This is a genomic window from Nostoc sp. (assembly GCF_036917615.1).
In the GTDB taxonomy this organism is placed as follows: Bacteria; Cyanobacteriota; Cyanobacteriia; order Cyanobacteriales; family Nostocaceae; genus Nostoc.
Window position 1 is genome coordinate 62,830 of the sequence record NZ_JBALCZ010000057.1, and the last position, 25,306, is coordinate 88,135.

The following is a 25,306-nucleotide window of genomic DNA, read 5'->3' on the forward strand; positions in this document are numbered from 1 at the left end:
TTTATCTCTTTTCACTATCCAGCATGAATCATTCATGCTATGGGTATTTTATCTCTTTTCACTATCCAGCATTGCCATTTGTTCTGGAGCATAGCGATCGCCAGCTACGGCATCCAGTGGCACTGCTACCTCAATCCGGGCGAGATCATCTTCGCCCAAGTGCAGATCCAGCGCCCCCAACGCTTCATTCAAGCGATCGCGACTCCGTGCCCCAATCAGCGGCACAATATCGTTCCCCCGCGACAGTACCCAAGCAATTGCTACTTGAGCAACTGTCGCACTCTGTTCTTGGGCAATCAGGCGAAGGGCTTCGACTAGCAACAAATTGTGATCCAGATTTTCTCCTGAGAAGCGGGGCAGATTTCCTCGAAAGTCTTGCGCTTGCTCAGAGCGTTCTTTCGACCAGTGACCGCTCAACAACCCCCGTGAGAGGACTCCATAAGCGGTGACAGCAATGCCCAATTCCCGCACTGTTGGGAGGATGTCATCCTCAATGCCACGAGTCAGGAGCGAATATTCGATCTGAAGCCAGGCGATCGGATGAATCGCATGAGCACGCCGAATTGTAGCTGCACCCACTTCAGATAAACCAATCTGGCGAACATATCCAGCTTTCACCATTTCGCTAATCGCCCCAACGGTGTCTTCAATGGGCACCCTCGGATCGAGGCGAGCTGGCTGGTAAAGGTCTATGTAATCGGTTCCCAGTCGTTTCAATGTATAGGCAAGTGAAGTCTTTACGGCTTCAGGACGACCATCGAAGCCAATAAAGTTGCCGTCAGGAGACCGCAGCGCACCGAATTTAACAGCAATGAAGACATCTTCCCGCCGCCGTCCTGCTAGGGCTTCGTGTAGCAGCAGCTCATTGTGCCCCATGCCGTAAAAGTCGCCTGTATCCAGTAAGGTAATGCCTGCATCAAGCGCTGCATGAATTGTTGCAATACTTTCTTTGCGATCGGCTAGGCCATAAACATCAGACATGCCCATACAGCCAAGCCCAACTGCCGATATTGTTTGACCGTTTTTTCCAAGTTGACGCGATAGCATAACAACCTCTCCACTGTGGTGATAAAACTATAATAATCAATCAAATTACAAAAATCAATATCTGTCATTAAATATTTGCTTAAACCATCCAACACCGTGAGCATCTGTTGAAGCAAGCCTGCAATTTGACTATTTGTCGGATCTACTTATCAGCCTAAAATCTTCGTGAGGAGTAATGCAGGTTAAACACGAACATGACAGAAGAATTTAATACACAGGGCGCAGAAAATCTAGTTGCGATCGCTGATCAATTCGCCCAATGGGGGAAGGTTACAGGCGTTAAAGCATTTGGAAGTGGTAATATCAATGACACATTCTTAGTAACTCTAGATTCCTCAGAAAAACAACATTTTATCCTACAACGCATCAATACGCAGGTATTTCGTCAGCCCCAACTGATTATGCAGAATATGCGTACCTTCACTGAGCATGTTCACAAACGTTTACAACACATACCCCTGAATCGTCGCTGGGAAGTGCCACGCGTACTGTTGAACAAGGATGATCAAGACCACTGGAGGGATGCAGACGGTTCCTTTTGGCGGGCGATTAGCTTTATTGAAGGTTCCCAGTCTTTTGATACTATGCGCGATCGCTCTCACGCCAAAGAAGTCGGTTATGCCTTGGGGATGTTCCACAATCTGATCAGCGACTTACCACCAGAAAAACTCGCCGACACTCTTGAAGGATTCCATATTACACCCCTTTACTTCCAGAATTACGAAGAAGTTTTAGCGAAAACTAGTGCGCGTCAATCTTCGGAAGTTAATTATTGCTTACAGTTTGTGAGCGATCGCCAAGCTTTTGCACATATCCTAGAAAATGCCAAAGTTGAAGGCAAGCTACCTCTGCGTCTGATGCATGGTGATCCAAAAATTAACAATGTCATGTTTGACACTGCTACCCAGCAAGCCGTCAGCATTATAGACCTCGATACCGTAAAGCCCGGTTTGGTACATTACGATATTGGTGATTGCCTGCGATCGGGTTGCAATCCTACTGGAGAAGAAACTGAGAATTGGGAAAGTATTTATTTCGATACTGATCTGTGTCAGGGAATTCTCAAAGGTTATCTATCGGTGGCAAAGGCATTTCTTTCTGAGAATGACTATACCTATATTTACGATGCAATTCGTCTCATCACCTTTGAACTAGGACTGAGATTTTTTGCTGATTACTTAGCAGGGAATGTCTACTTTAAAGTTAAGCACCCAGAACATAACTTGGCAAGAGCGATCGTCCAATTTAAGCTTACCGAAAGTATTGAATCTCAAGAAACGCAGATTCGTAACATTATCAAAGACATGAAATGAACGATCAGACATTTTCCCTGCAACCCTTTCCTTCTCCAAAATCCCTGCCTAATTTGAAAATTGCAGGCAATATCGCCCGAAATTATAATCAACTTGTCATCCGCTATATGCTTGAAGGCGATTTAAAAGAAATTGCGTTGGCATTCGCGCAGCGTCTCGTAGAGAAGTCTACCGTAGGTATCGCATTACCATCAAATGCACGATCACGCAAGCATGAACTGTGGGAAGACACATGTTTTGAGTTGTTTGTTGGCATCAAAGATTCTGCACGGTATTGGGAATTCAATCTTTCCCCTGCCGGACACTGGAATGTCTATCGCTTTGATGGCTACCGTCAAGGAATGCAAAAAGAAACAGCTTTTACAATACTTCCGTTTAATGTTCAGAATCAAGCCGATGGTTTAGCACTTGCGTTAGATGTCGATTTAGATAGAATTGTCTCGGCAGAACAAGCCATTGAAGTTGCCATTACTACAGTTATTAAACATAGAGATGGTGAGGTGACTTACTGGGCGTTAACTCATCGAGGTGCAGAGGCTGACTTTCATTTGCGGGACAGTTTCATCGTTGAGTTGTGAGAACACGTTTATACAGCAAACCGTGTATTTCGACAACAGGTAGTTAATAAATCTAAACTTTATATAGGCTTGCATAAATTTTCAACTCACACCCGATGAATCTATGTATATTTCAAGTAAACCTACTAAAAATGTACTTCTTAACTTTTTCGTTGAACTTCGATAAAGACCCAGGTTTAGAAGAGGGTCGCTTGTATTTACGTCATCTTGAAAAGGGTACGTTACAAGTTTGGGTAGCTACACCAGCTACCACTGGAAAGCAATTTCCAGAGAGCTTTCATGAGAAAGGAAGTATGATACCACCTGAGTACAGAGTACTGGAACTAAAATTTTGGACTGTTAATACTAAACCTATCTCAATGAAAGAGAAAAAAGGTGTAGAAGGCAATTTTTACCAAATTCTTCCATCTGAATTCAAGACTGATAAAGGAGGTGTAAGAGGCGATTTTGGGATTCATAAAGATGCTAATGTTCCTGGCTCAATGGGATGTATTGTATTGACACCCGAACGGTTTCAGGGATTTGAAAAAGAAGTCACTCAATTAGCAAAAGAGGGAAAAGATTCTATACCGCTCTTTGTCACGTACAGTTAAAACGAATATATGAGGTAATGGCATGTAGATAAGAAATTATCGGTCTAGATTGCCATTACCTCGATTCGACAGTTTTGAAAGTAAATTGCGATCGCATTTATTTAGAATCTGAACTGGTTGGTGCATTACCTATAGCTAAGATCAGCTTTTAGGTACGTTTCACTCAATATTGGAACGAGATGATACTTCACCCAAGGAGCTATAGCAAAGATTAAAGGCAATTTTAAGAATTATACCTGTTTCAAATCGCCGCTTGAATATTTTAGAAGTGCGATCGCACTAGCAGGTAGAAAAAATTGGGTTAAATATCTCAACCATAGCGATATTTACATATCTACACATTTATGCATATAGCTTCATCACTTCTATATATGATATGAACAATAATTTATGAGTAACGTTATTAAGAGGACAATAAATAAACTAATTTTATTTCGTTTGATAGAGTTAATTAAAATAAAAAATAGCAAAATAGAATATAGATAGCTAAAAAGCAAATTACCAAATGTTAGTTTTATCCAAAAAACTATGGTAATGTTTTAAGTATTAAAACTAAAAAAATTAAACAATTACAACTAATTCTTGAGCAAAATCCACCAGTAGATAGATTCATTTAGCCAGAGTTTGTCTAAGCCTTATCTGCAATTAGTAAATAAATTCATCACCCCATTTCTTGTTATCAGCTAATCGGCGTGGGTAAGTTATCCGAATTGCTGTGGGAACACCAAGCCAAACTCAAATTACACCAGTTATATCAACAACTGCATCCACAAGGAGATGCAGTTTCAAAGGAGGGCTAAATGAACTCAAAATATAACTTTCAATACTTTCAAGGGAGTTCTCTTTGTGATTTGTTTGCTCAAGATATCACAGATACATCTTATGGGTTTATCCTAAATTATCCTGCAACTGCCAGTTGGGCTGCTTATCCCAACCTGAAAAAATATTTTATTCAAGATGGTAGTAGTGAAGCCACCAAAACTTCCTTTGACAAGATTTGCCAAAAGGAACCTTGGAAAATTCTGGCTGTGTTAGGCGATCGCATTCCCGGAATTGTGATTATTCCGCCGCCAAAGTCGCTGCTTGAATACTGGCAAGAGCATTTCGGCTTCAGCTACTCCAATATTGAGATGATGGATCGCTTGACTTATCTGAATGACCTCAGCCACAGCGAATACTTTGACAAACTCATTACTCTATTTCCTTTTGATCACCTCAAAAGAGAAAAACACGCTATTGATTCAGATACCCATTACTGCTTACTCAGCAAAGTAACATTAGCCGAATTGGGGGTGCAATGTCCAAAATATGAGAGCTACAATCTGCACACCTGTAGTCTGGAAGATATTCAGTTACCACAATTTCCCTACTTAATTAAAACGTCCCACGGACTCTCAGGAGAAGGCACTTATATCATCAAAAGCCTCAGCGATTTGAACTACTGCCTTGAAGAAATCAGGAAATATCTCAATATTAAGTTGCTCGATAAAATTATTGTTTCGGAGTTCGTCAAAAATGAAGTGCAGAATTATTGCGTACAGTTCTATGTCAACAAGGCAGGAGAGATAACCCTGATCGGCACTACCAGGCAACTCGTGACTCCAGAAGGCAACTATTTAGGGGGACTGATTGACTACCACAACACTGACATGAGCAAGTTCTTTGAAATGATTGCCGCCATTGGTCAGTATGCTCACAAACAGAGTTATTTCGGCGTGATTGGCTTCGATGTGTTAGAAGATCAAGACGGACAATTTTATGCGATCGATGCCAATTTCCGAGTCAATGGATCAACTCCATTGTGCTTGCAGCGCCATACCTTACTGGGACAGGGAAAGGAAGTAGCTAAATATTCCAGTGACTACCGGATGGAAGGAACGTTGGATTCAATTTTAGTGACCTTAAAACCAGAACTAGATCGCAAAGACTTGATCATCCTGTCGGCTTTAGAGAAGGTCAAATACGGAAAAATCTACACCGAAATTTATGCGATCGTTTCTGGAGAAACTATCGAACAAATGCAGCATATCGAGCATAAATTACAGAATAAGGGATTACAATGGCTCCCTTAAACAGCACCACTGTTGGAAAGAATTGTTTTAATCCCCAACCCCTAGTAGCCAATTCCCAATCCCTAATTTATTTTAAAAAGTAACACTTATGCAATTAAAGCCAATCAATCAGCAAGTTGTTTCCGTCGTTGGAGCCTCCAGCGGTATCGGACGGATCACAGCTCTTGAGTTTGCTAGACGCGGGGCAAAAGTCGTAGTCTCGGCTCGCAGTGAATCGAAGCTAAAGTCTTTAGTAGACGAGATTCGCAGCTTTGGCGGCGAGGCAACTTTTTACGTAGCTGATGTGGAAGTATTTGAGCAAGTAAAAGCGATCGCAGATAAAACTGTGGAAGTCTACGGGCGACTCGATACATGGGTACATGTCGCCGCGATCGGCATCTTTGCTACTGTTGACAATACAACACCGGAAGAGTTTAAGCATGTGATTGATGTCGATCTCATGGGACAGGTGTATGGTGCAATGGCGGCCCTACCGCATCTGAAGCGTGAGGGACGGGGGGCACTGATCCACGTTTCTTCAATGGAAGGTAGGCGATCGCTCCCCTACCAAAGTGCTTACTCGGCAGCCAAGCACGGGGTTGAGGGCTTTATCGAAGCTATGCGCGTTGAGTTGCAATATCAAAAATGGCCGATCAGCGTCACGAGTGTGAAACCAGCGGTGATCAACACCCCTTTCTGGAACAATGGTTTGACGAAATTAGGCGTAAAACCTACCGGGATACCACCTTACTACGACCCTAAACTTGTAGCTGATGCTATCCTCTATGTAGCCGAACATCCAACTCGTGACTACTTGGTTGGGGATGTAGCGAAAATATTAGATGTGGTACAGCGCCTCTCCCCATCATTAGTAGATTCACTTTTAGTGCTGGTCGGCTTAGATTTACAGCGGACTTCTGAACTGAAGTCTGAAGATGCACCAAATAATTTTTACCAACCTGTTGCTGAAGACGACAGAGTTAACGGGGATTATGGTAACTTAGTTGTACCTAGCGTTTCCGACTGGCTAGAAAAAAATCCGCTTCTCCAGTGGGGTGCGATCGCTGGTACCTTAGCATTAGCGTTCCTAGCAGTTCAAGTATTCAAAAAGGAAGGATAGATAGACCTGTCCGAAAATTTGCAATCTAGTTTTTACAAGGGTTTGAGATAAATCCTTGTAGACTTTTTGGCAACATGGTGATGAGGTTTTGAGATGGTTACTAATAGTTTAGGGCAGAAAAATACATCACTATTAATGCAGGCGACCGCTATTTTTTCTGAAATTGAATCAAGCAATCCTCTGGGCAGTTTTTAATTGAGCAGATCGACAAATAAAGATACAGAAATGTGTTTGGATAATTTTTTCATCCTCTCTAATACTGGACTTATTGCTCTTTCATAGATGCTCCTACCTCGATGTCGCGATTTCAGCAGTCAAATTGTCTGATCCAGGAGTATTCCAGCCAATGAAAGACTATCAACGCACCCTACCGCCTGTGTGGATAGGTTTGGCGATCGCCTTCTATGCCTTTATTGCCATTGGCATCGCTGAAGCAGGATTAGGAGTTCTTCTACCCTCGATTCTATCTACCTATAACCTGACTCCAGCAACCGTTACCCTACTTTTTATCAGTCAAATTAGCGGCTACATTCTGGCAGCATTCACCAGCAGTCTTGTGAGTAGTCGGCTGGGGTTAGCCCGAATGCTGTTGATTGCTGCGGGTGCGCTGACGATGGCACTGATGATCTATGCCACCTCACCCTCCTGGTTTCTCATGGTTGCCGCTGGATCATTGTTGGGATTGGGCATTGGGCTGATTGATGCAGGGATCAACACCTACATTGTGCAAGATTCCCGCAGTGCCAGTCTGATTGGTTTGCTCCATGCTTTCTATGGTATTGGCGCCCTCTCAGGTCCGGCGATCGCTACTACTTTGTTAGCAATTGGCATGAACTGGCGACAGGTTTATGGGGTATTAGCCGGGATTGTCAGCCTATTAATTGTGAGCGTGCTGGGCGTAATCATCTTCAACTACACACCAATGACACTACGGGTATTGCCATCGAATACAACTGCGTTAGAAAATCTGGGCAGAGCGCTCCAAACTCCGATAGTACTACTAACTGGGCTACTTTTGCTGGTTTATGTTGGCACTGAAGCCTGCATCGGCAACTGGGCATACACTGTGCAATCCGTCGCTCGTCACACTCCCACGCTCATTGCTGGTTATAGCGTTAGTGCATACTGGCTGGGATTAACATTGGGACGTTTCATCTTAGGTTATTTCTTGCGATGGCTTGGGGCAGTCCGCACAATCAGTATGTCGCTTAGTCTGGTGATCATTGGATTGCTTGCTTGGTGGCAACTGCCAGATCAATGGATTAGCTTACCGTTGATTGGCTTTGGGTTGGCAGCCATCTTTCCTGCGACCATTTGGTTAATCCCTCAACGATTGCCAGACGCCCATGTTCCTGCGGCTGTTAGCATCGCCACTAGTGCCGCCAGTTTGGGGGCAGCGATCATACCTACTGGAGCAGGCTGGGTTGCAAGTTGGGCAAATTTAGAAATCATCCCAATGTTGATGCTGCCATTGGCGCTCTTAATGGTGGGCTTACATTGCTGGCTGGTGCAACATTTGGTAAGACCGTAGTAAGTTTTTGCACTGAATTGTACTAGTAAAAGCTGTAACACTTGTGGTTAAACAGTTTGCAATTGCTTGCTCCCATTCATGCCGACGTGAGTTCGATAGAACTAAAAAAGAGCAGGAGGTTGAGCAGGTAAGTCTTTTGGGTAAATGTCAATAGAAGGTTTTTTAGGCAAATAGGTATAAGCAGCCAACCCTGCCATTAAATTAACCAAAAAGTTAAATGGACTACGATGTCGGGAGTGTTCTATTTTACAAATGTTTTTGAGATGGTCATTCACCGATTCAATAACTGCTCGTTTGCGTAAAAGAATCTTATCAATTAGTTTTACCAAACGATTTTTCATTTTCTTCTTAGATTTTGTAATTAATTCCAACCCTCGCTTATAGAACCCATTTGGTATCTTGGGATGGAGGGTAAAATAAAAAATAAATGCCGTACTCCAGCAGCTTAACAGATATAGGACTTACGCAAAAACCCTCTCAAACTCTCATTCCTCCGTGACCTCTATGTCCTCTGCGGTTGATTTTCCATTACCTGTGCGTAAGTCCTAAGATAAAGAGTGGCAAATAATTGAAACACTGTTACCCCAGAAAAAGCAAACTAGACCGCCAAAGTGGACAAAGCGACAAATCTGAGATGGTATCTTTTATCAATTCAAGAACGGGTGTAACAGCGCACTCTCACTCATGCGACTACCAAGCTCAATCTATGTTTTGTCCGGCTTATGCTTAAGCGGTTAGCCCACGCATAGATCTCAAATGGCTTCTATAACGCTCTTTTTTGACTCTCGTGAGAGAAAAGTGCCATTGCTTCTACAAACTGCTCAAAGTCAGTAGACCGAAAACTTTTGAAAGTTAATACGTGTAATCAGAGCTTCAAAGTCTTCTCCGTTCATTGATGTCCCTGATCGCCCGCCCACCTAAAATTCCTCCCCCAGCGCTGTACTCTCTTGACCCAAGCCCAGCCACAGCCTGAAATCTCCTCCAAGAAAAGTGGCAAGGGGCAAGGCAAGCGATCGCACTTTTCAGTACTTCCCTAGATAATCCAGTCAAAGCTTGTGCCTCTGTAATAGTTAGTAGCAGCTTATCGGCGATCGCCGCCTCTACCCCAATACGGTCAGTTAAGGCTAAAAGTCATGTAAATTAGGTATTGTTCCCAAGAATGGAAATAGAGTGTGGTGCATCTTAAGGATTTCTCTTTGGTGTCTCCTGAGATACAAAGTGGTGATGTGCTTAAAGCAATTGAGATGGCGATGGCTAATACCCAAACTGAACAGGAACGAAAGCGATCGCTACCAGCACAGTTAGTGGTAAGTTTAGTAATAGCAATGAGTTCTTGGTCTAGAGTAGTTATGCCACTCAAACTCTAGAAGGTACTAAGGCTTGGGATACTTTTATGTCTCTTGTTGCTGCTATTCGTCAGTTAGGAATCAGCTTTTTTGAGTATGTGCGTGACCACATTTCTCAACTTGGGAATATTCCATCTTTGGCGACTATTATTCTTGAAAAATCTGTTCTTAATTCCTTGGGTTATTCATCTATGCCCCAATAACTCTTTACCCCGAAGTATTGAGGGGATACCTTATTCTCTCGTCAAATTTCCCCTGTTTTCGGTCTACTGACTTTCTGATAACGTATTAAGCTCTCTAGATCTTTAATCACGCAATCCGAAAGACCAGATATAATAGGTTCCAAGATAGGTATCAAGTGAGAAATTATGTACTTCTGCTTTTCAATCTTACTGTAATTAACTAGACGACCATCTTCTAAGTTTTTATGCAACCACTCGACATCCTCATTAGCAATGTTGTCTCCCTCAAAAGAAATCAATGTCGTCCAAGGGAGTAAACGCTTTGTGTTAATCAGACACTGGAGCAGTTTTGGTTTTGGTTGTATATCGATATAAGGGAACCACCAAATAGACTTTGGAGGCTGGAAGCAAGGAGCCATTAGTACACTTGCCTTGAAGGGAATAAATTTCTCAAAGAAAATGTTTTGAACATCCGAAATATCATCTTCTGTAACATAAGAAGGTTCTAAAACATCGAAAGCTTCTTTCAAAAGTTGATTTCGAGCGTCTCTTTGAATACTCAAGAATTGGATCAGAGCAATCAACTCGCATCCCAAGCTGTGACCTAAGAAACAGTAGTTACTAAAATCTTTGTAAATATTTGTTTCATAGTCCATAGAATCAGCTTTTTCAATGATGTTCTCTTGCAACTTCTCAATTTGTTCTAATAAATTTTTTGCAATACACCAGTGATTAGTCTGAAGGAAAGAGTACGAATAAGATAGAACAGTATAACCGTTGTCATACAATTTATCCAACAGCCTGCTATAACTTTCGTCAAGAAGAAAGTAGCCTCCTATAAAGAGTACGACTCCTTTAGGATTTGGATTGAGTCTAAGCCAAAAGTTTTGCAGTTCTATTAACTTGTATTGTCCGTCAGTATTATCCATTAAATGAAGTACCTATGTAATTATTCCCTCCCCCCCCCTGGAAAATTGCCGAAAGCTTTAATTTCTCGTTGAGGGGTAGGGAGGAGTGTGAACGGTTACTATTGTAGATTAACTCGCAGACGGGTATAAAGATCTGGTTTTAAACCAGTTCCTATTGCCAAGTAATCAGTGTTTCCAGCCTTCAATTTAACTGGACCTTTACCACATATTGTAATTAAATCAACATCTTGACTCACAGAGATATCGGGACGACAATCGAATTCTATGCTTTTATCTGGACCTACAATGATAATACGGTTTATCGTTCCCTTCTCTTCAGGTTTTTCGGGAAATGAAACAATTGCTTCTTCAACTGTTACGTCCTTTGGTACATTACCTTGTACTCCAACAGCAAAAAATCCATCTTGAATCATAACCGACTCAGGGATACCCAGTTTTTTGTTGATAGTTACACCACGCTGTGCATAATTACTTGAATCTTTCATCTGAATCGTGTCTGGCATTGTATCTGCAATTGCGGATGCATGGAAACATAATATTAGCAACGACAACGCAACTGCCAGAATTTTTGCTGAGTTCACAAACTTTTTCACTGAATTCACCATAATTACATGTCCATTCTTTTTTTGAATTGCTATTATGACAAACATCATCTTGTGATTTTTTAACAATTTGATGTTTGATGTACGAGCTGTTTTAGGAAAAACCAGGAATAATAGTGAGAACTGGAGTTTAGACTAATTCCTGGTGCAAAACTCTAAATTAGAACAAATGTACTTATTAAGTGTTGATCCAACTTCGTTGAAAGTTAGAAGTCATTCACAAAAAACCATAGCTTGTTCTCAAGTAACTGAGCTGAATGAGAGTTAACTTGGACTCAAAAAGAGTTTCGCACCGGGAACTGGTCTAAACATCAATAATTATTCTGTTGCTCATCACAATTTAAAGTATGCTTGGCTTTTTAACTCTGTAGTTTAGTTAAATTCAGGATTCTTAAAATCAATTAAATTCAGTCAATTCAGTTAAATTCAGTTAAATTCAGGTATGCAAAAACCGGACTTTTCCAGTTAAGTCTTAAAAAGCTTGCTCACAACGGTTTTTGGGCAAGGTACAAGGTTTACAGTCAAATAAGTCAAGCGTGGTATTACAGGGTTAGCGCGTCTCAAAACCTATTGACAAGAGGACTTACCTGATCAGCAATCAGGTGGGAAAGAAAGTGGCACCATCCGAGGTAGGGTAAGATTTAATTCATCGAGATGCACCACTTAAAGAACCATCAATTGCTGTTTAATATTCAAGATTATTCATAATTTCACTACGTCTGTGATTAACTCTGCCCTGCTGAGTCGTTTTGCATGGCTTAGTCTAAACTCCAGTAGAGAGTGCAATCGCGTTAAATCTCGCCACTGTTTCAAGTACCCTAATACGCTCTACGCTATTGGCGAGATTTACCCTGTCGCAATTTGACAAGAATCTTTCACAGCTTGTCAATATAAACTTCTAGGTCACTGCGTTTAACTCGCCAACCCTTGCCGATGACTTTCGCTTTTAACTCACCACTGTTTATTCATGGGATTAGCGCCAAATCTCGCCGTTATCCTAGCATACAGTGTGGCGGCATTTGACGATGTTACGCTGGGTGAGGGCGATCGCAACTTCCAACGCTATCGCCGCAGGGTCGAATAATACCAATGAAACGGTATAGTGTCGGTGGACGAGTCAGCTTTTTTTTGGCAATAGCGGTTCTATGATTAACCACTCTTGATCCGTTAAGCTACTTGAGTACATTTACTTCATCTCTTAGTTTGATTTCTCTACATTGTAAAAGATACCAAATGGGTTCTATAATAGCTCCTATTCAAAATGAACGCAATGTACAAAATGAGCGAAACAAACTTTTACAGTAAGTATCCCACCAAAAGTCCTCCAACTGCGATTGAAGGACTTTTGGTGAAAGAAAAATCAATTTTTATCTTCTAATCCAGCAATAGACCACTAAAAAGTCATTTTTCGCTGGCTTCTGGCAGTAGCAACAGGCTTAGGATCGGTGCAGATCCTGTAATCTGGTGATGTGCGCTCAGGCGATAGCTAGGTTTAAAAGCGTGACGATTTTATGCAAAGTTGTACTTAGTGACACAATTGAGCTTTCACATGGTCTGCCAATCGAATTGCCAAGGCAACAATGGTGAGCGTCGGATTAGCATAGCCTCCTGTAGGGAAAATAGAGCTACCTGCTATGAATAAATTAGAGATGCCGTGAACTTGACAATTTGCATCTACTACTCCCTGTTTTGGGTCATGATGCATACGTGTTGTTCCCATATTGTGATGGGTACTCAGCGAAGCAACTGGACGATCTCCATCCAATTCAATCTGCAACTCACCCAGCCCTGCACTAGCAAACTCTTCTGCAAATACTAGCTGCGATCGCTTCACACTGCAAATATCTATTTCGCTCCAATGATTAGTTAATTTTGCTTGAGGACAGCCAAGCTTATCTAGTTGATTACTGAGTGTCACCCGATTATCTGGATTTGGGGTTTGTTCAGTTTGGCTGAGAACTTCAAACTTTGTATATTTCTGTTCATTACCTTCATGGTATGACCATCCTCCATGACTTAAATCAGGGAATAAATATTCTTTTTTGACATTATACTTATACCAATCAGTTACTAAATCATCAATATTATTAATGACATTTTGCAAATGTTGAAAAACATTCTTGGGTAACTGCCCTTGTCGAACTGAAGAGAACAAAGTTCTCGCAGAAGCCTTTGCTGCCGATCTAAACCTTTCATCTCTGGGATATAACAACGCGGTCATATTTAGTAATTTTTCGCGACGCATAACTTGTTCCGTTAGGGCAAATTTTCCCATCACTGTGACATTATTCACCCGGCGTAAGTCATACAAAGCCATCGAATTGAAGATTTTGCGATTTTGCGGAACAAGCATACCACAACGGATAAAAGGATGATCCATAAAGAACCTACCCACTAAATCATCTTGATTGCCTAATCCATTCTTTTGAATCCGGTTTGATAGCAACAATAAACGCGCGTTCTCAATACCACCAGTGGCTAAAATAAATACTTTTGCAACAACCCAAAATTTATTACCAGATAAACAAGCTACTTGCACGCGTTTCACTTTCTGGGCTGTTTCATCTGCCTCAATTTCTACCACGTTGGCGTTGAGGAATGTGGTGATATTAGGAGATTGATTGATTTGGTGGCGATATTCATTGGTAAAAATATCACGGGGGCCAAACTGAAACATACTGGTAGAAACTCGGTCACTTGTGAAATGTGTCCGAGGAGATTGAGCATTTTCCCAAGCCTCAGCTTCATAAGCAAAAGAACCGAGCTTACAGACTGCTTGAGCACGCTGATAAAATGGATTCAGATGAGATTTACTAAAAGGCCAGCCACTGTATGGCACCCAATCACGTTTTTCAAAATCTATTTCGTCTAACGGCACATGCCTCAGACCAAGTTGATTTTTATTGATTTCAATATTCCAGACATTAGCCAGTCCAGCAAATTGACGATGACGCATATCTTGCAGTGGTGGAAAAGGATCTCCAGCGGTTTCACCCTCACCGAGAGATGCAGTCTCTTGATTAAATTCAATGTCACCACTTTCTAGTAAGCAAACTCGAAAGTCTTGCCCAATTAATTCTCGTGCGAGTGTAATTCCGGCTGGGCCAGCACCAACTATACAAACTTCGGTATTAATAACTTCATCTATTGGCAATCTCCGGCTATCAATCAACATTAATTTAATTCCTTTTAATCTGATTTATTATTCTTAACCACAGATGTACATCGATTAATTATCTATGTACATCTGTGGTTTAATTTTCATAAAATTGACTTATGCGAGAAGTTTACCGTTTCATTCAGCCTATGAAACACTCGGTATCGCAGAACGAATTGCACTAATAAAGTTTTGGGCATAATTCTGCGTTGAAAAATCGAGGGCGCGTTGCCTGGCAGCTACTCCTGCACTCTGGGCAAATTCTTGCTCGTCAAGATAGCGGAGAATTGCGATCGCTAATTTCTCTGCATCGCCGTAAGGTGTTAATAGTCCATTCATCCCATCGGTAATAATCTCTGTCGGGCCGCCTGCATTGCCAGCAATCACAGGTTTACCCAGCGCCATTGCCTCAATAATCACAATCCCAAATGGCTCTTTATCTGATGCATGGACAAATACATCCATCGCCTGCACCCACTCCGGGATGTTACGCTGTAACCCAGCCATAATTACCTGCTCTTTCAAGCCCAAGACGGCGATTTCTGCTTTTAAGAAGTCCTGATAATCTGGTTCCAAATCGTGTTTACCGCCAACCACTACACAATGAGCATCGGGATACTTCTGTAAAATTTTGGGCATTGCTTGCACTAATACATGCATTCCCTTCCATCGTTGCAATCGTCCAACAATTCCAATCAACGGCCCGTGTAAAGGTAAGCCCAACTTGCGCCGTGCTTCTTTAGGAGAAGGCAAAGCATCAGGCTCAAATCGGTCTAGTGCGACACCAGGATAAACCAAAGGTGTTGGTCTGTGGGGCCAAATTTCTGCTTGTGCTTGCTTACCATCTTGGGAGAGGGTGATAATTGCCTGGGCTGGGATTAAAGTGGCGATTCGCACCAACCAAGTCTGATCACTAGGCACTTCTAGTTGATACCACACAGCAGGCAACCCCGCCAACATCGCCGCCAAACCTCCAGATATATGCGTGATCCACATCCAATTGACAATTATATCTGCACGTTCGCGGCGAGCGATCGCAGCTATCCGAAAAACAGCGCCAATAAAACGGTGAATTTGGCGTAAACGTCCACTTTCTACAACTCGCGTATCAATACCGAGGGACTTTACTTGTTCTACCATTGGGCCGGATTCTAAAAATATCACCAGCCACTCAACACCAGCATTACGTCCCTGCTGCACCAAATCCCAAAGCATCATTTCACCGCCGCCTCGTTGCTCGGCCAGTGGCATTACAATAATTACTTTCATAATCTATATCAGTCCTATTTAAGTTGTAAGATTTATCAGATCCCCGACTTCTCTAAAAAGCTGGGGATCTTGGAAGGCATCTGAGGATTGCTATAGTACTTATGTCCTGCCATAGCCATAGCTAAAAATCCCCAAAGAATCATACCTGCGACACTCAACATGCCGCTACCGATAACTAGCTGTCCAGCAGAACTGATACCAATGGCGCGGGCAGCACTGATAAAACTATCGAAACGGCCTTCACCATAACTGCTAACACTAATAATCAACAAGATTAATCCACCCATATAAAAGATGGCTCCAAACCAACCAAGGGTGAAAAACATATCTAAAATGCCACTATCAATCACCACTACTTCAATTTGACCGGTTTTTTCGTTGACCTTCCAGATATTTCCTAAACCGTTACCTAGACCATTAGAAAGAGCTAGACCAAGGTTTTTGTCATAAGTTCCCGATCTATCTTTAAAGCTGCCATCTTCTTGAAGATTAGAAAAAGTTTCCATACGCGCTGCTAAAACCCCAGAAATTGGCTGGATAGTTGTCAATGGGACAACACAAATTGCCATTACTACGATTATGGTGACTAAGCGCATTTGAATCCGGGCCTTGACTGAACCCATGATCATAATTATTCCAAATAACCAGCCTCCCCAATTAGTACGTGCTTGTGTCAATAAAAAGGATAAATAACCAACAGCTGAAGCCGGAAAAATTAAATTTCCTGAACTGGTAAATAACAACAGTAAACCAGCTTGCATGACTGAACCAAAGGGGCCGACTGAGTGCAATGTACTCCAGACACGCATCCCAAAAGGTACAGGATTTCCAGCACTCATGAATAGTTTTGATTGGATCAGCCAATACCTGTCCCACTCAGGAGCCACGACGAATTGATATACGCCATAAGCTCCTAAAATCAACACACACCAGAGGAATGTTCGCTGAATGTTCTGGCGATAGCTGGGATAATCTCGCCAGTTAATAAATAAGTGAAAAGCGAAGATGATCGGACTGAGCCAATCCATCAATCCGCGTGCTACAGGGATAGGTGGATTGTAAATCAGACCGATTAGAAAGCCATAGAACACTCCGATAAAAGCCAAAACAAACGGCAAGCCCCCTTGACGAGAAGCGCGGGGAAAGTGTCTGAAGAAGGTTGCTATGGTGACAAACACCACTAAGTAGGGTGCTATCAGCATTTGACGGGTAGCGTCCCAGCCCACCCGATAGTCAACTAAGCGAGTAGCTAAGGGCGTGAGAAACCAGATCCACCAGGTAAAGCTGATGTAGAGAATGGGATGCCGCAAGTATAAAAATACGGCTACTGCTAAAGCTGTCACCGGGTAAATTAGGCGTAATGCGGCAGTGGCACCAGCAAAATAGCAAACTACAGTCAGTAATATAAAGCCTGCGATCGCCATCCAACCCTGTAGCGATCGCTCTTCGGGAGAATAGTTTTCTTGTAAAAAACTATTGAAAAGTATCTGCTTAGAATTCATTCAATTTTAGATGTACACATAAATAAATTTGGCAGATCAACTCGTTCCCTGGCTCCAGTTCAGCTAAGGCTAAAAACTAAAACTGATGTAGGTTGGGTTAAGGAACGAAACCCAAAATTATCAAGACTTTGTTGGGTTGCGCTGCGCTTAACCCAACCTCCGATTCTTCTTAAGTGAACGGTATTGAAATAGGTCTTTAATTTTGGATTTTGAATTGTTTATATCCTTGCCAACGCCCACGCCAGGATGCCAGTAATTTTTTCCCCGCCAACTGCCCTTGGCTAGGCAAAAATCTTAGCCATTGTACAAAGCCCAAACTATCGCATGTACCCACGAATACTGCCCAGAACAAAAATACAATCCGGCGGATAAATGACAGATGCTCTAATAAAACTAAAGTTTCATTATGGACTAAATTAATAAAGGCAATTTCATTAAAGTTGTTTCGCTGATCTTCATCAAAACGTTGTGCCGGATAGTGATCTACAGCAACGTTAGGATCATAAATCATCTTCCAACCAGCCCGCTTTAATGCCAGAGTGAATGCCATTTCAAAATGTACCTGCGCTCCTGTCCCGCGCATCCGCTGATCAAAGCGCAGTTGTCCGATTGCTTGGGTACGAAAACTCATGTTTACGCCCTTGAGAATATCGACTTCGCGGGGTTCTCCCACTCCCAGATGATGGTTGCCAATCACTCGCCCAAACCATTGCAACTGTCCGACTACTAAGCGGGATTCGTCTTCTAATTTGCTGCCGTGGTATATCCAATCACGCCCTCCCAGACCACCGAGGCGACTATCACAGCTAAAGTAAGCGGCGATGCGCTCTAGCCAATCCGGGTGGGGTGCAGCATCATCATCAGTAATGGAAACAATATCGCCCTCCACTGCTGCTAGTCCGGCGTTGAGAGCTGCTACTACCCCCGGTTGTGTCACTTTCACGATATGCAGTGGCAAGTTGTCGGCTTTGTATTCGGCAAGAAATTGCCAAGTTTCTGCATCCGTATCGCGGACAACCACTATCACCTGATCAACGGGTTTAATTTGCTCCTGTAGTGCCAAAAGGCAGCGTGAGAGGTCTTGTGGACGGCGATAAGTCGGTATGAGAACGGTGTTCCGCATTCTTGCTTAACTCCTCAAATAGATCCACATAAGTTTGTGCCATAGTAGTCCAGCTATATTGTTCTGCCACAGAGCGAGCTGCTTGACCCATCTGTTGCATCAACGAAACATCGCTCACCAAGGACATCAGCGCCACAGCCAAAGCATCGATATCATCTGAGTCGGGTAAGACGATGCCACATTCTGGTGTCACCAACTCTGCACCTCCGGTAGCTGTGGCAGTAATTACTGGCAATCCTGAAGAAAGTGCTTCTAACAATACGAGAGTGCAAGCTTCGTATCGGGAAGGAAAAACAAATAAATCTACTGACCGCATAATTTCGGGGATATCACGGCGATATCCCACAAAATGTACGCGTTCGTTTAACCCCAAAGAGGCGGCTAGTTGAGGAAAGGGGCTACCTTCAATATGACCCACCACCGCCAGATGTAAATCGGGAACTTTCGCCAAGGCGTGCAATACCGTATCTAAGTTCTTTCTGGGTGTGCGGATATCTCCGGCGAACAGTGCTAGGGTGACATTCTCCGGTAAACCTAATTTTTGGCGATGCCTACGGTGGGCTACGCCTACGCTTTGGCCAGGGGCAAACTCTTCTAAGTCAACGCCATTGACAATTACGCGAATCCGAGAACGCGGTACACCAATATTGACTAATTCCTGAGCTACCTTTTCGGATACAGCCACCACAACCTGCGCTTTTTGGAAAGCCTGTTTTTCCCAACGGGCATTAAAAGCCGTAAACAGCCACTGGTAAAAACCATACAAATCTCGACGATTGCGGGAAATATGAACAGGCGATCGCAACCATGAACTATGGACAAAATGTACAGCATTCACATCAGCCACAGCCATATTAATTGCCCCATTGACTTTAACTAAATCAATGCCAGAGCGATTTTGACGCAACCAATCTGCACTTTTTTTAGCAAATATGAAATTCCGCACAAATTCTGTGGGATAGCCTTTGACTGGAATTAAAATCAAATTAACTTGGCTATTGTCTTCTAGTTCTGGTGCGACTTCACTAGCCAATAATGTCAATTGATGACCACGACGAATTGCTTCTTGAACAACTTCGTAGTTTACCCGTCCCTGACCATCACCTTTTTTAATTTTATGGGTAACAATACAAAGTTTCATACACTACCTTCCTGAATAATATAAACTCACGCAAAACTGTAAACAAAGAGTTTAAAATAATCTTATTTTTATTCTCTCCGTGTCCTCTGCGTCTCTGTGGTTCGTTAAAAAATAAACTCCAAGATTTAGATACGATGGCTCTAGTATTTCGATATTTTCATTAACTTACTTGCTAAAAATTGTGGAGTAAAACTAAGAGTAAGTGCTGCGATAGTTCGAGCATTAAATTTTTGTATATTCAGCGCCTGCCAAAAATAAGGACGTGCTGCTGCTATCTGTTCACTTCGCAGCAAACCAATTCCCAAAGTTGTATTAGCTTCTAACCATTTATGTTCAAAGTAAGTCTTAAATTCCTGTAGATGAGTATCTTCCATAAAGACTTTATAACAAATTATTTCGCTTTTAGCTTTGCGAATTTTTGCCTGCACATCTCGACTACCACTGAGCATGGTATCAGTTTGCTCATGGGCACGATATCGCGTCAGCCTTTCTGGATAGTAGTAAGCACCACGACCAGATATACAGCAAAGGTAAGTTAAATATAAATCCCACATGCCGCCAACTTCTGAGGGAATACTATCCCAATCCACAAAATTATTCCGAATCACACAAGCTGCCGCAGTGGGTATACTTTTATCTATCAACCCAATTTTATAGAAAGGTTGATGAATTCCCTGTGCTAATTTATCCCGCTGATAACCACGTGTATTTTCTTCAGTTCCAGCATCATTAATTATGCCATTAGCATCGATGATATATTGGTCACAAAAAGCGATAATTAAATCAGAATTGGCTTCTAGTGGTGGTACAAGCTTTGCTAAAAAGTCTTCATTCCACATATCATCGTCATGGAGACTAGCAACATATTTACCTCGCGCCATCTTGAAGCCATGCTGCTGATTAGCTAACATACCCACATTTTGCTGATGCCGCCAAAATCTGATGCGTGAATCACCAAAAGACGCAACAAGTGCTTGGGGATTTTCTGAACTGCAATTATCAGAAATAATAATTTCAATATTTTGATAAGTCTGCTTAATAGCACTAGCGATCGCTTGCTTAAGATACTCTGGCCGATTATAGGTGGGGATAATAACGCTAACTAAAGGTTGTTGGTATTCTTGATGCAATGACATATTTTTTCCCTTTATATTTCAGAGGATATTTTAAAAGTGTTTGGCTGTGATTTTAGGCACTTATTGATCCCCCCTAACCCCCCTTCAAAAGGGGGGAACCGGAATCAAAGTCCCCCTTTTGAAGGGGTATTTAGGAGGATCTAGAACGTTTTGATACCGACAATAGGACTTTTAAAACATCCTCTCATAGGTAAAAGATACACCATTTGATATTTCGAGCAAACTAAATTTATTTAGCTTGAGGGATACTATATAATTTTTTCACTCTAGAAGGAAATTCTGCTATTGTTTTTGCATAAATTGTCCGCAGATTTTTTAGATGAGTATCCATTGTAAATTTATTCATCAATAAAGCATGACCTTGTTCACCCATATGTCGGCTTTTTTGATGATCTATATACAACTCATTAATGGCATCAGCCAGCTTTTTGATATTATTGCCTGGAACAAGAATACCTGTTTCTCCATCTCGTAAATGTTCTGGAATCCCTCCAACTGCACTACCAATTACAGGCCGATAACGAGCATAGGCTTCTAGAGTTACAAGACCGGCAGGTTCAGGCCAGACACTGGGAAAGATTACTGCAAAACACTGTTGATAAAGTTTATTTAATTTATCGCGATCGCACCAGCCATGCCAAGTGATCCGGTTATTCAATCTAAGGGTGTTTGCTAACTTTTCTAAGCGGGGTCTTTCCCATCCTTCACCTGCGATATCAAGTTTAATTTGCGGGTTTGTATGTATTAAGGTCTTGAGTAACCATTCTAGACCTTTATCAGAAACAATCCGTCCAGCAAACAAAATTCTATGATTCTGATGTACTTCTAAACTCAGAGGTGCAGTTGCTGTTTGCGGTACAGAGATACCACAGTGTAGCGTTACAGTTTGCTCTGGGGGTACACCATTTTGAATCAATTGTTGCCGCACATATTCGCTATTAGCAATGAAAGTAATTTTTACCTTTTTTAATACATCTAAAAACTGCTCAGTAGTTTGAAGTTCTTTAAGAGTTCTTAAAGGTTTACGGCTACCACACTTATCTACTAGTTTGCCCCAGGTACATCCTAAATAAGAAAAGTTGCGATCGCAGATTGTCTGCTGCCCTGCTAAATATTTTGTGCCACTAGGACAGTAGAATGAGTGATTATGAACGCTGAAGATGGTAGGACATTCGCCTGTAAGCTGTAATAGCAAATCTGGGCTATGGATATGTAAGAGTTTGAACTGGCTTTGGTCAACATTATTAAGCGATTTTATCACGCGATTGCTAACATCAGGTGGTCGATGTTCAAACAGAGAAGCTAAATAAGTTTCAACACCTCCGCCTTCACCTACCTCAAAATTGGAGCATTGATAAATCAGGTCTTTGTCAAATATTTTCTGGTACATATTTTCTGTTAATGTTTAGCATATAGCACTAATTTTAATATTTATTATCAACTTATTTGTAGAGACAATGGGCATTCTAATATTATTTTTTTGCGTTCCTATTTCACAAAGCTACTGATATAAATACATAGTTAACGTGAGTTCGATGAACCTCTCCGTGTCGGAGAGGGGCAGAAATCTTTCGAGTTTTGAACGAAAAAATCAAGGTTTCAAAGCCTCTCTCCGTTGCGGGGAGAGGTTTGGAGAGGGGTTCTTTATTTATACCCGTCGAACTCACATATAGTTAGAGGTGTACGGCTGTAAGGGTGTACAGCCGATTCATGTGTTGCAAGGATTTTGGTAAATTGATTTAATTAAATCTGACGAACCTTTGGATATTGTTTCTAATCTGATTGCCTTACTTCATACTGCATTTGATGATATTTCCAAAGCTTGCCTTTGAGATCCAAGAGTTCTTGGTACTTACCTTGCTCTACTATCCGTCCCTGTTCTAAAACTACAACTTTATCTGCTTTAGAAATGGTAGAAAGACGGTGAGCGATCGCAATCACTGTTTTACCAATAGATAGCTTTTCTAATGAATCTTGAATTAAGCGCTCAGATACAGAATCTAAGGCGCTAGTTGCCTCATCCAAAATCAAAATTTCTGGGTTCCGCAGTAAAGCTCGCGCAATAGCAATTCGCTGCCTTTGTCCCCCAGATAACCTAACACCTCGATCTCCCAATTGGGTGTTAAAAGCTTCCGGCATTTCCAAAATAAATTCTAGTGCATTCGCTAGTTTAGCAGCTTCTTCGATTTCATCATTAGTAGCTTCTGGAGTTCCGTAAGAAATATTTTCCCAAACATTAGTATTGAAGATAAAAGTATCCTGACTGACGACAGCTATTTTGCGACGTAGGGAGTTAATTTCAAACTGCCGTACATCAACTTCATCCATGAAAAGATATCCATCTGTAGCATTATAAAATCTGGGAATTAAATCAGCAAGGGTTGTTTTACCAGCACCAGATGCTCCGACTAATGCTGTCATTTTTCCCTTTTCAATAGTCAGGGTAATATTATGTAGCACTATATTTTGATCATCGTAGCCAAAATCTACAGATACTAAATCTATTGACCTTTTTAACCCTTTAAACTCAGTTGTGCCATTTTGAAAGTAATATTTATCATCAGTTTTCAAGAGATCTTTAATATTGTCTGCTGAACCATGTAAAGTGCTGAGATATGCTCTCGTGCCATTAATATCTTGAACAAATGGTATGAAGCGAAATAGCACAAAGAAAAAGGTTAGTAAAGAAGCAACTTGTAGTGTTCCATTAGTAACAAGGCTAGTGAACGCCAAAATAATCATTCCGATCAATACCGTAGTCGCTACCCCTTCGGCAATTGGCTTAACAAGTGTCCAGGTGAACACAACCTTCGTTGTAGTACTTATTACCTTGTCACTAGCTTTGTAGTAACGCTGACGCTCAAATTCTTGAGTACCACAGGAGTGAACAGTGCGAATACCATTAATAAATTCTATGGCTGTTGAGGTAAAATTAGCATTAGCAGTTGTCATCCCAAAACTTGATTCTCTGACTCTAGCGTTCAGATTTGACAACCCCACACCTAAAAGTGTAAATAGTAATGCTGATATCAGCGTTAGTTGCCATGAGATCAAAAACATTGATATTAAGTAGACAAAGGTTGTTAGTCCTCTAGTTACTAAAAAGGCTGCGCCACTGAAACCCTGTCTGATCCTTTCAATTTCTGTGGTAATTGTGTTAATTAGTTCACCAGAACGAGTTTTGGCAAAGTAACTTAGTGACAAGGCTTGTAACTGTTCAAAAATTTGCTTACGTAAGCGATCGGCAAGATGTAGTTGAGATAATTCAGTATAGACTTGGGAAAAGTAATTAAAGGTTGCACGTAACCAAGTACTCAATAAAATCAGCAAAGATACGCGGTACAGACGATTAATTGCCGATGTCTTAGCTCCCAAAATCCAGATATCAAACCAGTGTATTCCTGTCTGAACAGGTTGAGCATTAGGACTAGTTAAGCTTTGCAAAAAGGAAAGTAAAAAACCAATACTCACACCTTCAAAAGTTGCCGCAAAAATCGAGAATATCAGAGCTAAAGTTGCAATTTTGCGAAAGTGTTTAAATTCTCGCAATATCAAATAGTTGTCCTGCCAGAAGCTGCTAGCTTTGAGCAGACTACGGAGTTGTTGAGGAAGTTGGAAATGCATGGATTTTATCATAATAGTTTGGCAAGGTAGATAGACCGATATAGATGCTAAGTAAGCAATTTTTGCTGTAGCCTCAGTGCGGCAGATGAAATCATCAGTTACCGCACAGATAAATTACAGTGTTTGGCTATCTAGATGTAACAGGTGAGACTGTGCCTCTACTTCCCATGAAGCCTTAATTTCTGGTAGTTTATTTAGCTGTACTGCATCTTCTAAAGTCCAACAACAAGATCCGGTCAAACTCATGTCACCCCGCAATACACTTAATAACTGGGGCAAATTGTCAAGACCATATTTACGCATCCAACGCCCTAACGGTGTGATGTTCTGCTTTGCAGTCGTACAAAACTTAATCGCTTGAAAGAGTTTACCCCGTTCTCCAACCCGCCACTCACGACAAAAAAGTGACCCTGGCGAGAAAACCTGCATTAATACAATCAATCCCAACATGACTGGACTTACTAATAGCAGCAACACTAAAGCAGCAATCCAATCAATTAGTCGCTGCAATTGTCTCAAGGGTTGGTTAGGCAGTTTATTGCCAGCGGGTATGCTTAGGAATATTGGTTTTTTAGCTTTTTGACATGCATCTGCCCAAAACCTGAGCAAAGCCTCACCCAGTTTTGGATCTATGCTCACCAAACTTACAGGAGAATGTTGTAAGCATTCTACTAGCGATCGCTTACTATCTAATGAAGGCAGATATGGTTGTTTAATTAGTCCAGGCGGCTTCACCAACAGTTTACCCCGTCGCCACTGGAGTGTGCAGTACCCACGATTATCTTGGTGTTCCTGGGTTACATCATATAAATTCTCTAGAGTTGGAATTATTGAAGTTGTCATAATGTCTTTGGGTTTATACAGGAGTGAATTGCTGAGGCGTTATCAAAGGCATTGATAGCCTTTGACCCAAATCCGCATCTTGTTGTAAGTCCAAAAAGTTGGAGAGAATTGAGGGCAAAAATATGTTATTACTTTTTGCCACTCAGCCAAGCACATATCGTGCAGAATTCTGCTGGTGTAGAGATATACAAATTAGACAGATACTAATTACATTGGTAG

General features: G+C 41.7%; 21 protein-coding genes and 2 pseudogenes. 8 read left to right on the top strand and 15 right to left on the bottom strand.

Going from position 1 to position 25,306, the window contains the following annotated elements:
* Positions 1 to 48 precede the first annotated feature (48 nt).
* The gene (locus tag V7K85_RS19035) at positions 49 to 1,047 is read right to left on the bottom strand and encodes an aldo/keto reductase (RefSeq protein WP_334815476.1); all 999 of its coding nucleotides are present in this window, start codon (positions 1,045 to 1,047) and stop codon (positions 49 to 51) included.
* A gap of 194 nt (positions 1,048 to 1,241) precedes the next feature.
* Here V7K85_RS19035 and V7K85_RS19040 point away from each other — a divergent pair, with 194 nt between their 5' ends.
* The 6 genes from V7K85_RS19040 to V7K85_RS19065 all read left to right on the top strand — a co-directional run bounded on the left by V7K85_RS19040 (position 1,242) and on the right by V7K85_RS19065 (position 8,233).
* Positions 1,242 to 2,360: a phosphotransferase enzyme family protein gene (locus tag V7K85_RS19040; RefSeq protein ID WP_334815478.1), complete on the top strand. Its 1,119-nt coding sequence runs from the start codon at positions 1,242 to 1,244 to the stop codon at positions 2,358 to 2,360.
* A complete protein-coding gene (locus V7K85_RS19045; protein ID WP_334815480.1) occupies positions 2,357 to 2,938 on the top strand; it encodes a DOMON-like domain-containing protein in 582 nt (193 codons plus the stop codon). Before V7K85_RS19040 ends, V7K85_RS19045 begins: the two co-directional genes overlap by 4 nt.
* Positions 2,939 to 3,090: 152 nt before the next feature.
* Positions 3,091 to 3,531 (top strand): hypothetical protein, encoded by a 441-nt coding sequence (locus V7K85_RS19050; protein WP_334815482.1) that lies wholly within the window; start codon positions 3,091 to 3,093, stop codon positions 3,529 to 3,531.
* 800 nt (positions 3,532 to 4,331) lie between these two features.
* Entirely contained in the window at positions 4,332 to 5,603 is a 1,272-nt protein-coding gene (locus tag V7K85_RS19055) for a carbamoylphosphate synthase large subunit (protein WP_334815484.1), read from the top strand.
* An 88-nt stretch (positions 5,604 to 5,691) separates the two neighbouring features.
* Entirely contained in the window at positions 5,692 to 6,702 is a 1,011-nt protein-coding gene (locus V7K85_RS19060) for an SDR family oxidoreductase (protein WP_334815486.1), read from the top strand.
* Between the two features lie 346 nt (positions 6,703 to 7,048).
* Positions 7,049 to 8,233 (top strand): MFS transporter, encoded by a 1,185-nt coding sequence (locus tag V7K85_RS19065; protein WP_334815488.1) that lies wholly within the window; start codon positions 7,049 to 7,051, stop codon positions 8,231 to 8,233.
* A 101-nt stretch (positions 8,234 to 8,334) separates the two neighbouring features.
* Here the strand turns inward: V7K85_RS19065 and V7K85_RS19070 are convergent.
* Together V7K85_RS19070 and V7K85_RS19075 are read right to left on the bottom strand one after the other, a co-directional pair.
* Positions 8,335 to 8,613: pseudogene (locus V7K85_RS19070) on the bottom strand (transposase); the annotation flags it as partial.
* 493 nt (positions 8,614 to 9,106) lie between these two features.
* A complete protein-coding gene (locus V7K85_RS19075) occupies positions 9,107 to 9,283 on the bottom strand; it encodes a hypothetical protein (RefSeq protein WP_334815490.1) in 177 nt (58 codons plus the stop codon).
* 194 nt (positions 9,284 to 9,477) lie between these two features.
* Here V7K85_RS19075 and V7K85_RS19080 point away from each other — a divergent pair.
* Positions 9,478 to 9,576 (top strand): annotated as a pseudogene (locus tag V7K85_RS19080) (transposase domain-containing protein); the annotation flags it as partial.
* A gap of 50 nt (positions 9,577 to 9,626) precedes the next feature.
* A complete protein-coding gene (locus V7K85_RS19085; protein WP_334815492.1) occupies positions 9,627 to 9,782 on the top strand; it encodes a hypothetical protein in 156 nt (51 codons plus the stop codon).
* A gap of 41 nt (positions 9,783 to 9,823) precedes the next feature.
* Here the strand turns inward: V7K85_RS19085 and V7K85_RS19090 are convergent, their stop codons facing one another.
* The 12 genes from V7K85_RS19090 to hepC form a co-directional block, all read right to left on the bottom strand.
* Positions 9,824 to 10,690, bottom strand: coding sequence for a DUF1350 family protein (locus V7K85_RS19090; protein ID WP_334815494.1), 867 nt, complete (start codon positions 10,688 to 10,690; stop codon positions 9,824 to 9,826).
* A 98-nt stretch (positions 10,691 to 10,788) separates the two neighbouring features.
* Entirely contained in the window at positions 10,789 to 11,361 is a 573-nt protein-coding gene (locus tag V7K85_RS19095) for a hypothetical protein (RefSeq protein WP_334815496.1), read from the bottom strand.
* Between the two features lie 806 nt (positions 11,362 to 12,167).
* Positions 12,168 to 12,257, bottom strand: coding sequence for a hypothetical protein (locus V7K85_RS36570; RefSeq protein WP_442940603.1), 90 nt, complete (start codon positions 12,255 to 12,257; stop codon positions 12,168 to 12,170).
* A 560-nt stretch (positions 12,258 to 12,817) separates the two neighbouring features.
* Positions 12,818 to 14,467, bottom strand: coding sequence for a GMC family oxidoreductase (locus V7K85_RS19100; RefSeq protein WP_334815498.1), 1,650 nt, complete (start codon positions 14,465 to 14,467; stop codon positions 12,818 to 12,820).
* A gap of 129 nt (positions 14,468 to 14,596) precedes the next feature.
* Positions 14,597 to 15,718 (bottom strand): glycosyltransferase family 4 protein, encoded by a 1,122-nt coding sequence (locus tag V7K85_RS19105; protein ID WP_334815500.1) that lies wholly within the window; start codon positions 15,716 to 15,718, stop codon positions 14,597 to 14,599.
* 35 nt (positions 15,719 to 15,753) lie between these two features.
* Positions 15,754 to 17,220, bottom strand: coding sequence for an O-antigen ligase domain-containing protein (locus tag V7K85_RS19110; protein WP_334815502.1), 1,467 nt, complete (start codon positions 17,218 to 17,220; stop codon positions 15,754 to 15,756).
* Positions 17,221 to 17,416: 196 nt separating this feature from the next.
* Positions 17,417 to 18,343 carry a glycosyltransferase gene (locus V7K85_RS19115; protein ID WP_334815504.1) on the bottom strand — a complete coding sequence of 309 codons (927 nt, stop codon included), beginning with the start codon at positions 18,341 to 18,343 and terminating at the stop codon, positions 17,417 to 17,419.
* Entirely contained in the window at positions 18,261 to 19,484 is a 1,224-nt protein-coding gene (locus tag V7K85_RS19120) for a glycosyltransferase family 4 protein (protein ID WP_334815506.1), read from the bottom strand. The genes V7K85_RS19115 and V7K85_RS19120 overlap by 83 nt, the downstream gene beginning before the upstream one ends.
* Positions 19,485 to 19,624: 140 nt before the next feature.
* Entirely contained in the window at positions 19,625 to 20,620 is a 996-nt protein-coding gene (locus V7K85_RS19125; protein WP_334815508.1) for a glycosyltransferase family 2 protein, read from the bottom strand.
* Positions 20,621 to 20,849: 229 nt separating this feature from the next.
* Complete coding sequence (locus V7K85_RS19130; RefSeq protein WP_334815510.1) at positions 20,850 to 22,010, bottom strand: glycosyltransferase family 4 protein; 1,161 nt, start codon at positions 22,008 to 22,010, stop codon at positions 20,850 to 20,852.
* A gap of 383 nt (positions 22,011 to 22,393) precedes the next feature.
* On the bottom strand, positions 22,394 to 24,244 hold the full coding sequence (gene hepA / locus V7K85_RS19135) for a heterocyst formation ABC transporter subunit HepA (RefSeq protein ID WP_334815622.1): 1,851 nt from the start codon (positions 24,242 to 24,244) through the stop codon (positions 22,394 to 22,396).
* 114 nt (positions 24,245 to 24,358) lie between these two features.
* On the bottom strand, positions 24,359 to 25,087 hold the full coding sequence (gene hepC, locus V7K85_RS19140) for a heterocyst development glycosyltransferase HepC (protein ID WP_334815512.1): 729 nt from the start codon (positions 25,085 to 25,087) through the stop codon (positions 24,359 to 24,361).
* Positions 25,088 to 25,306: the final 219 nt, after the last annotated feature.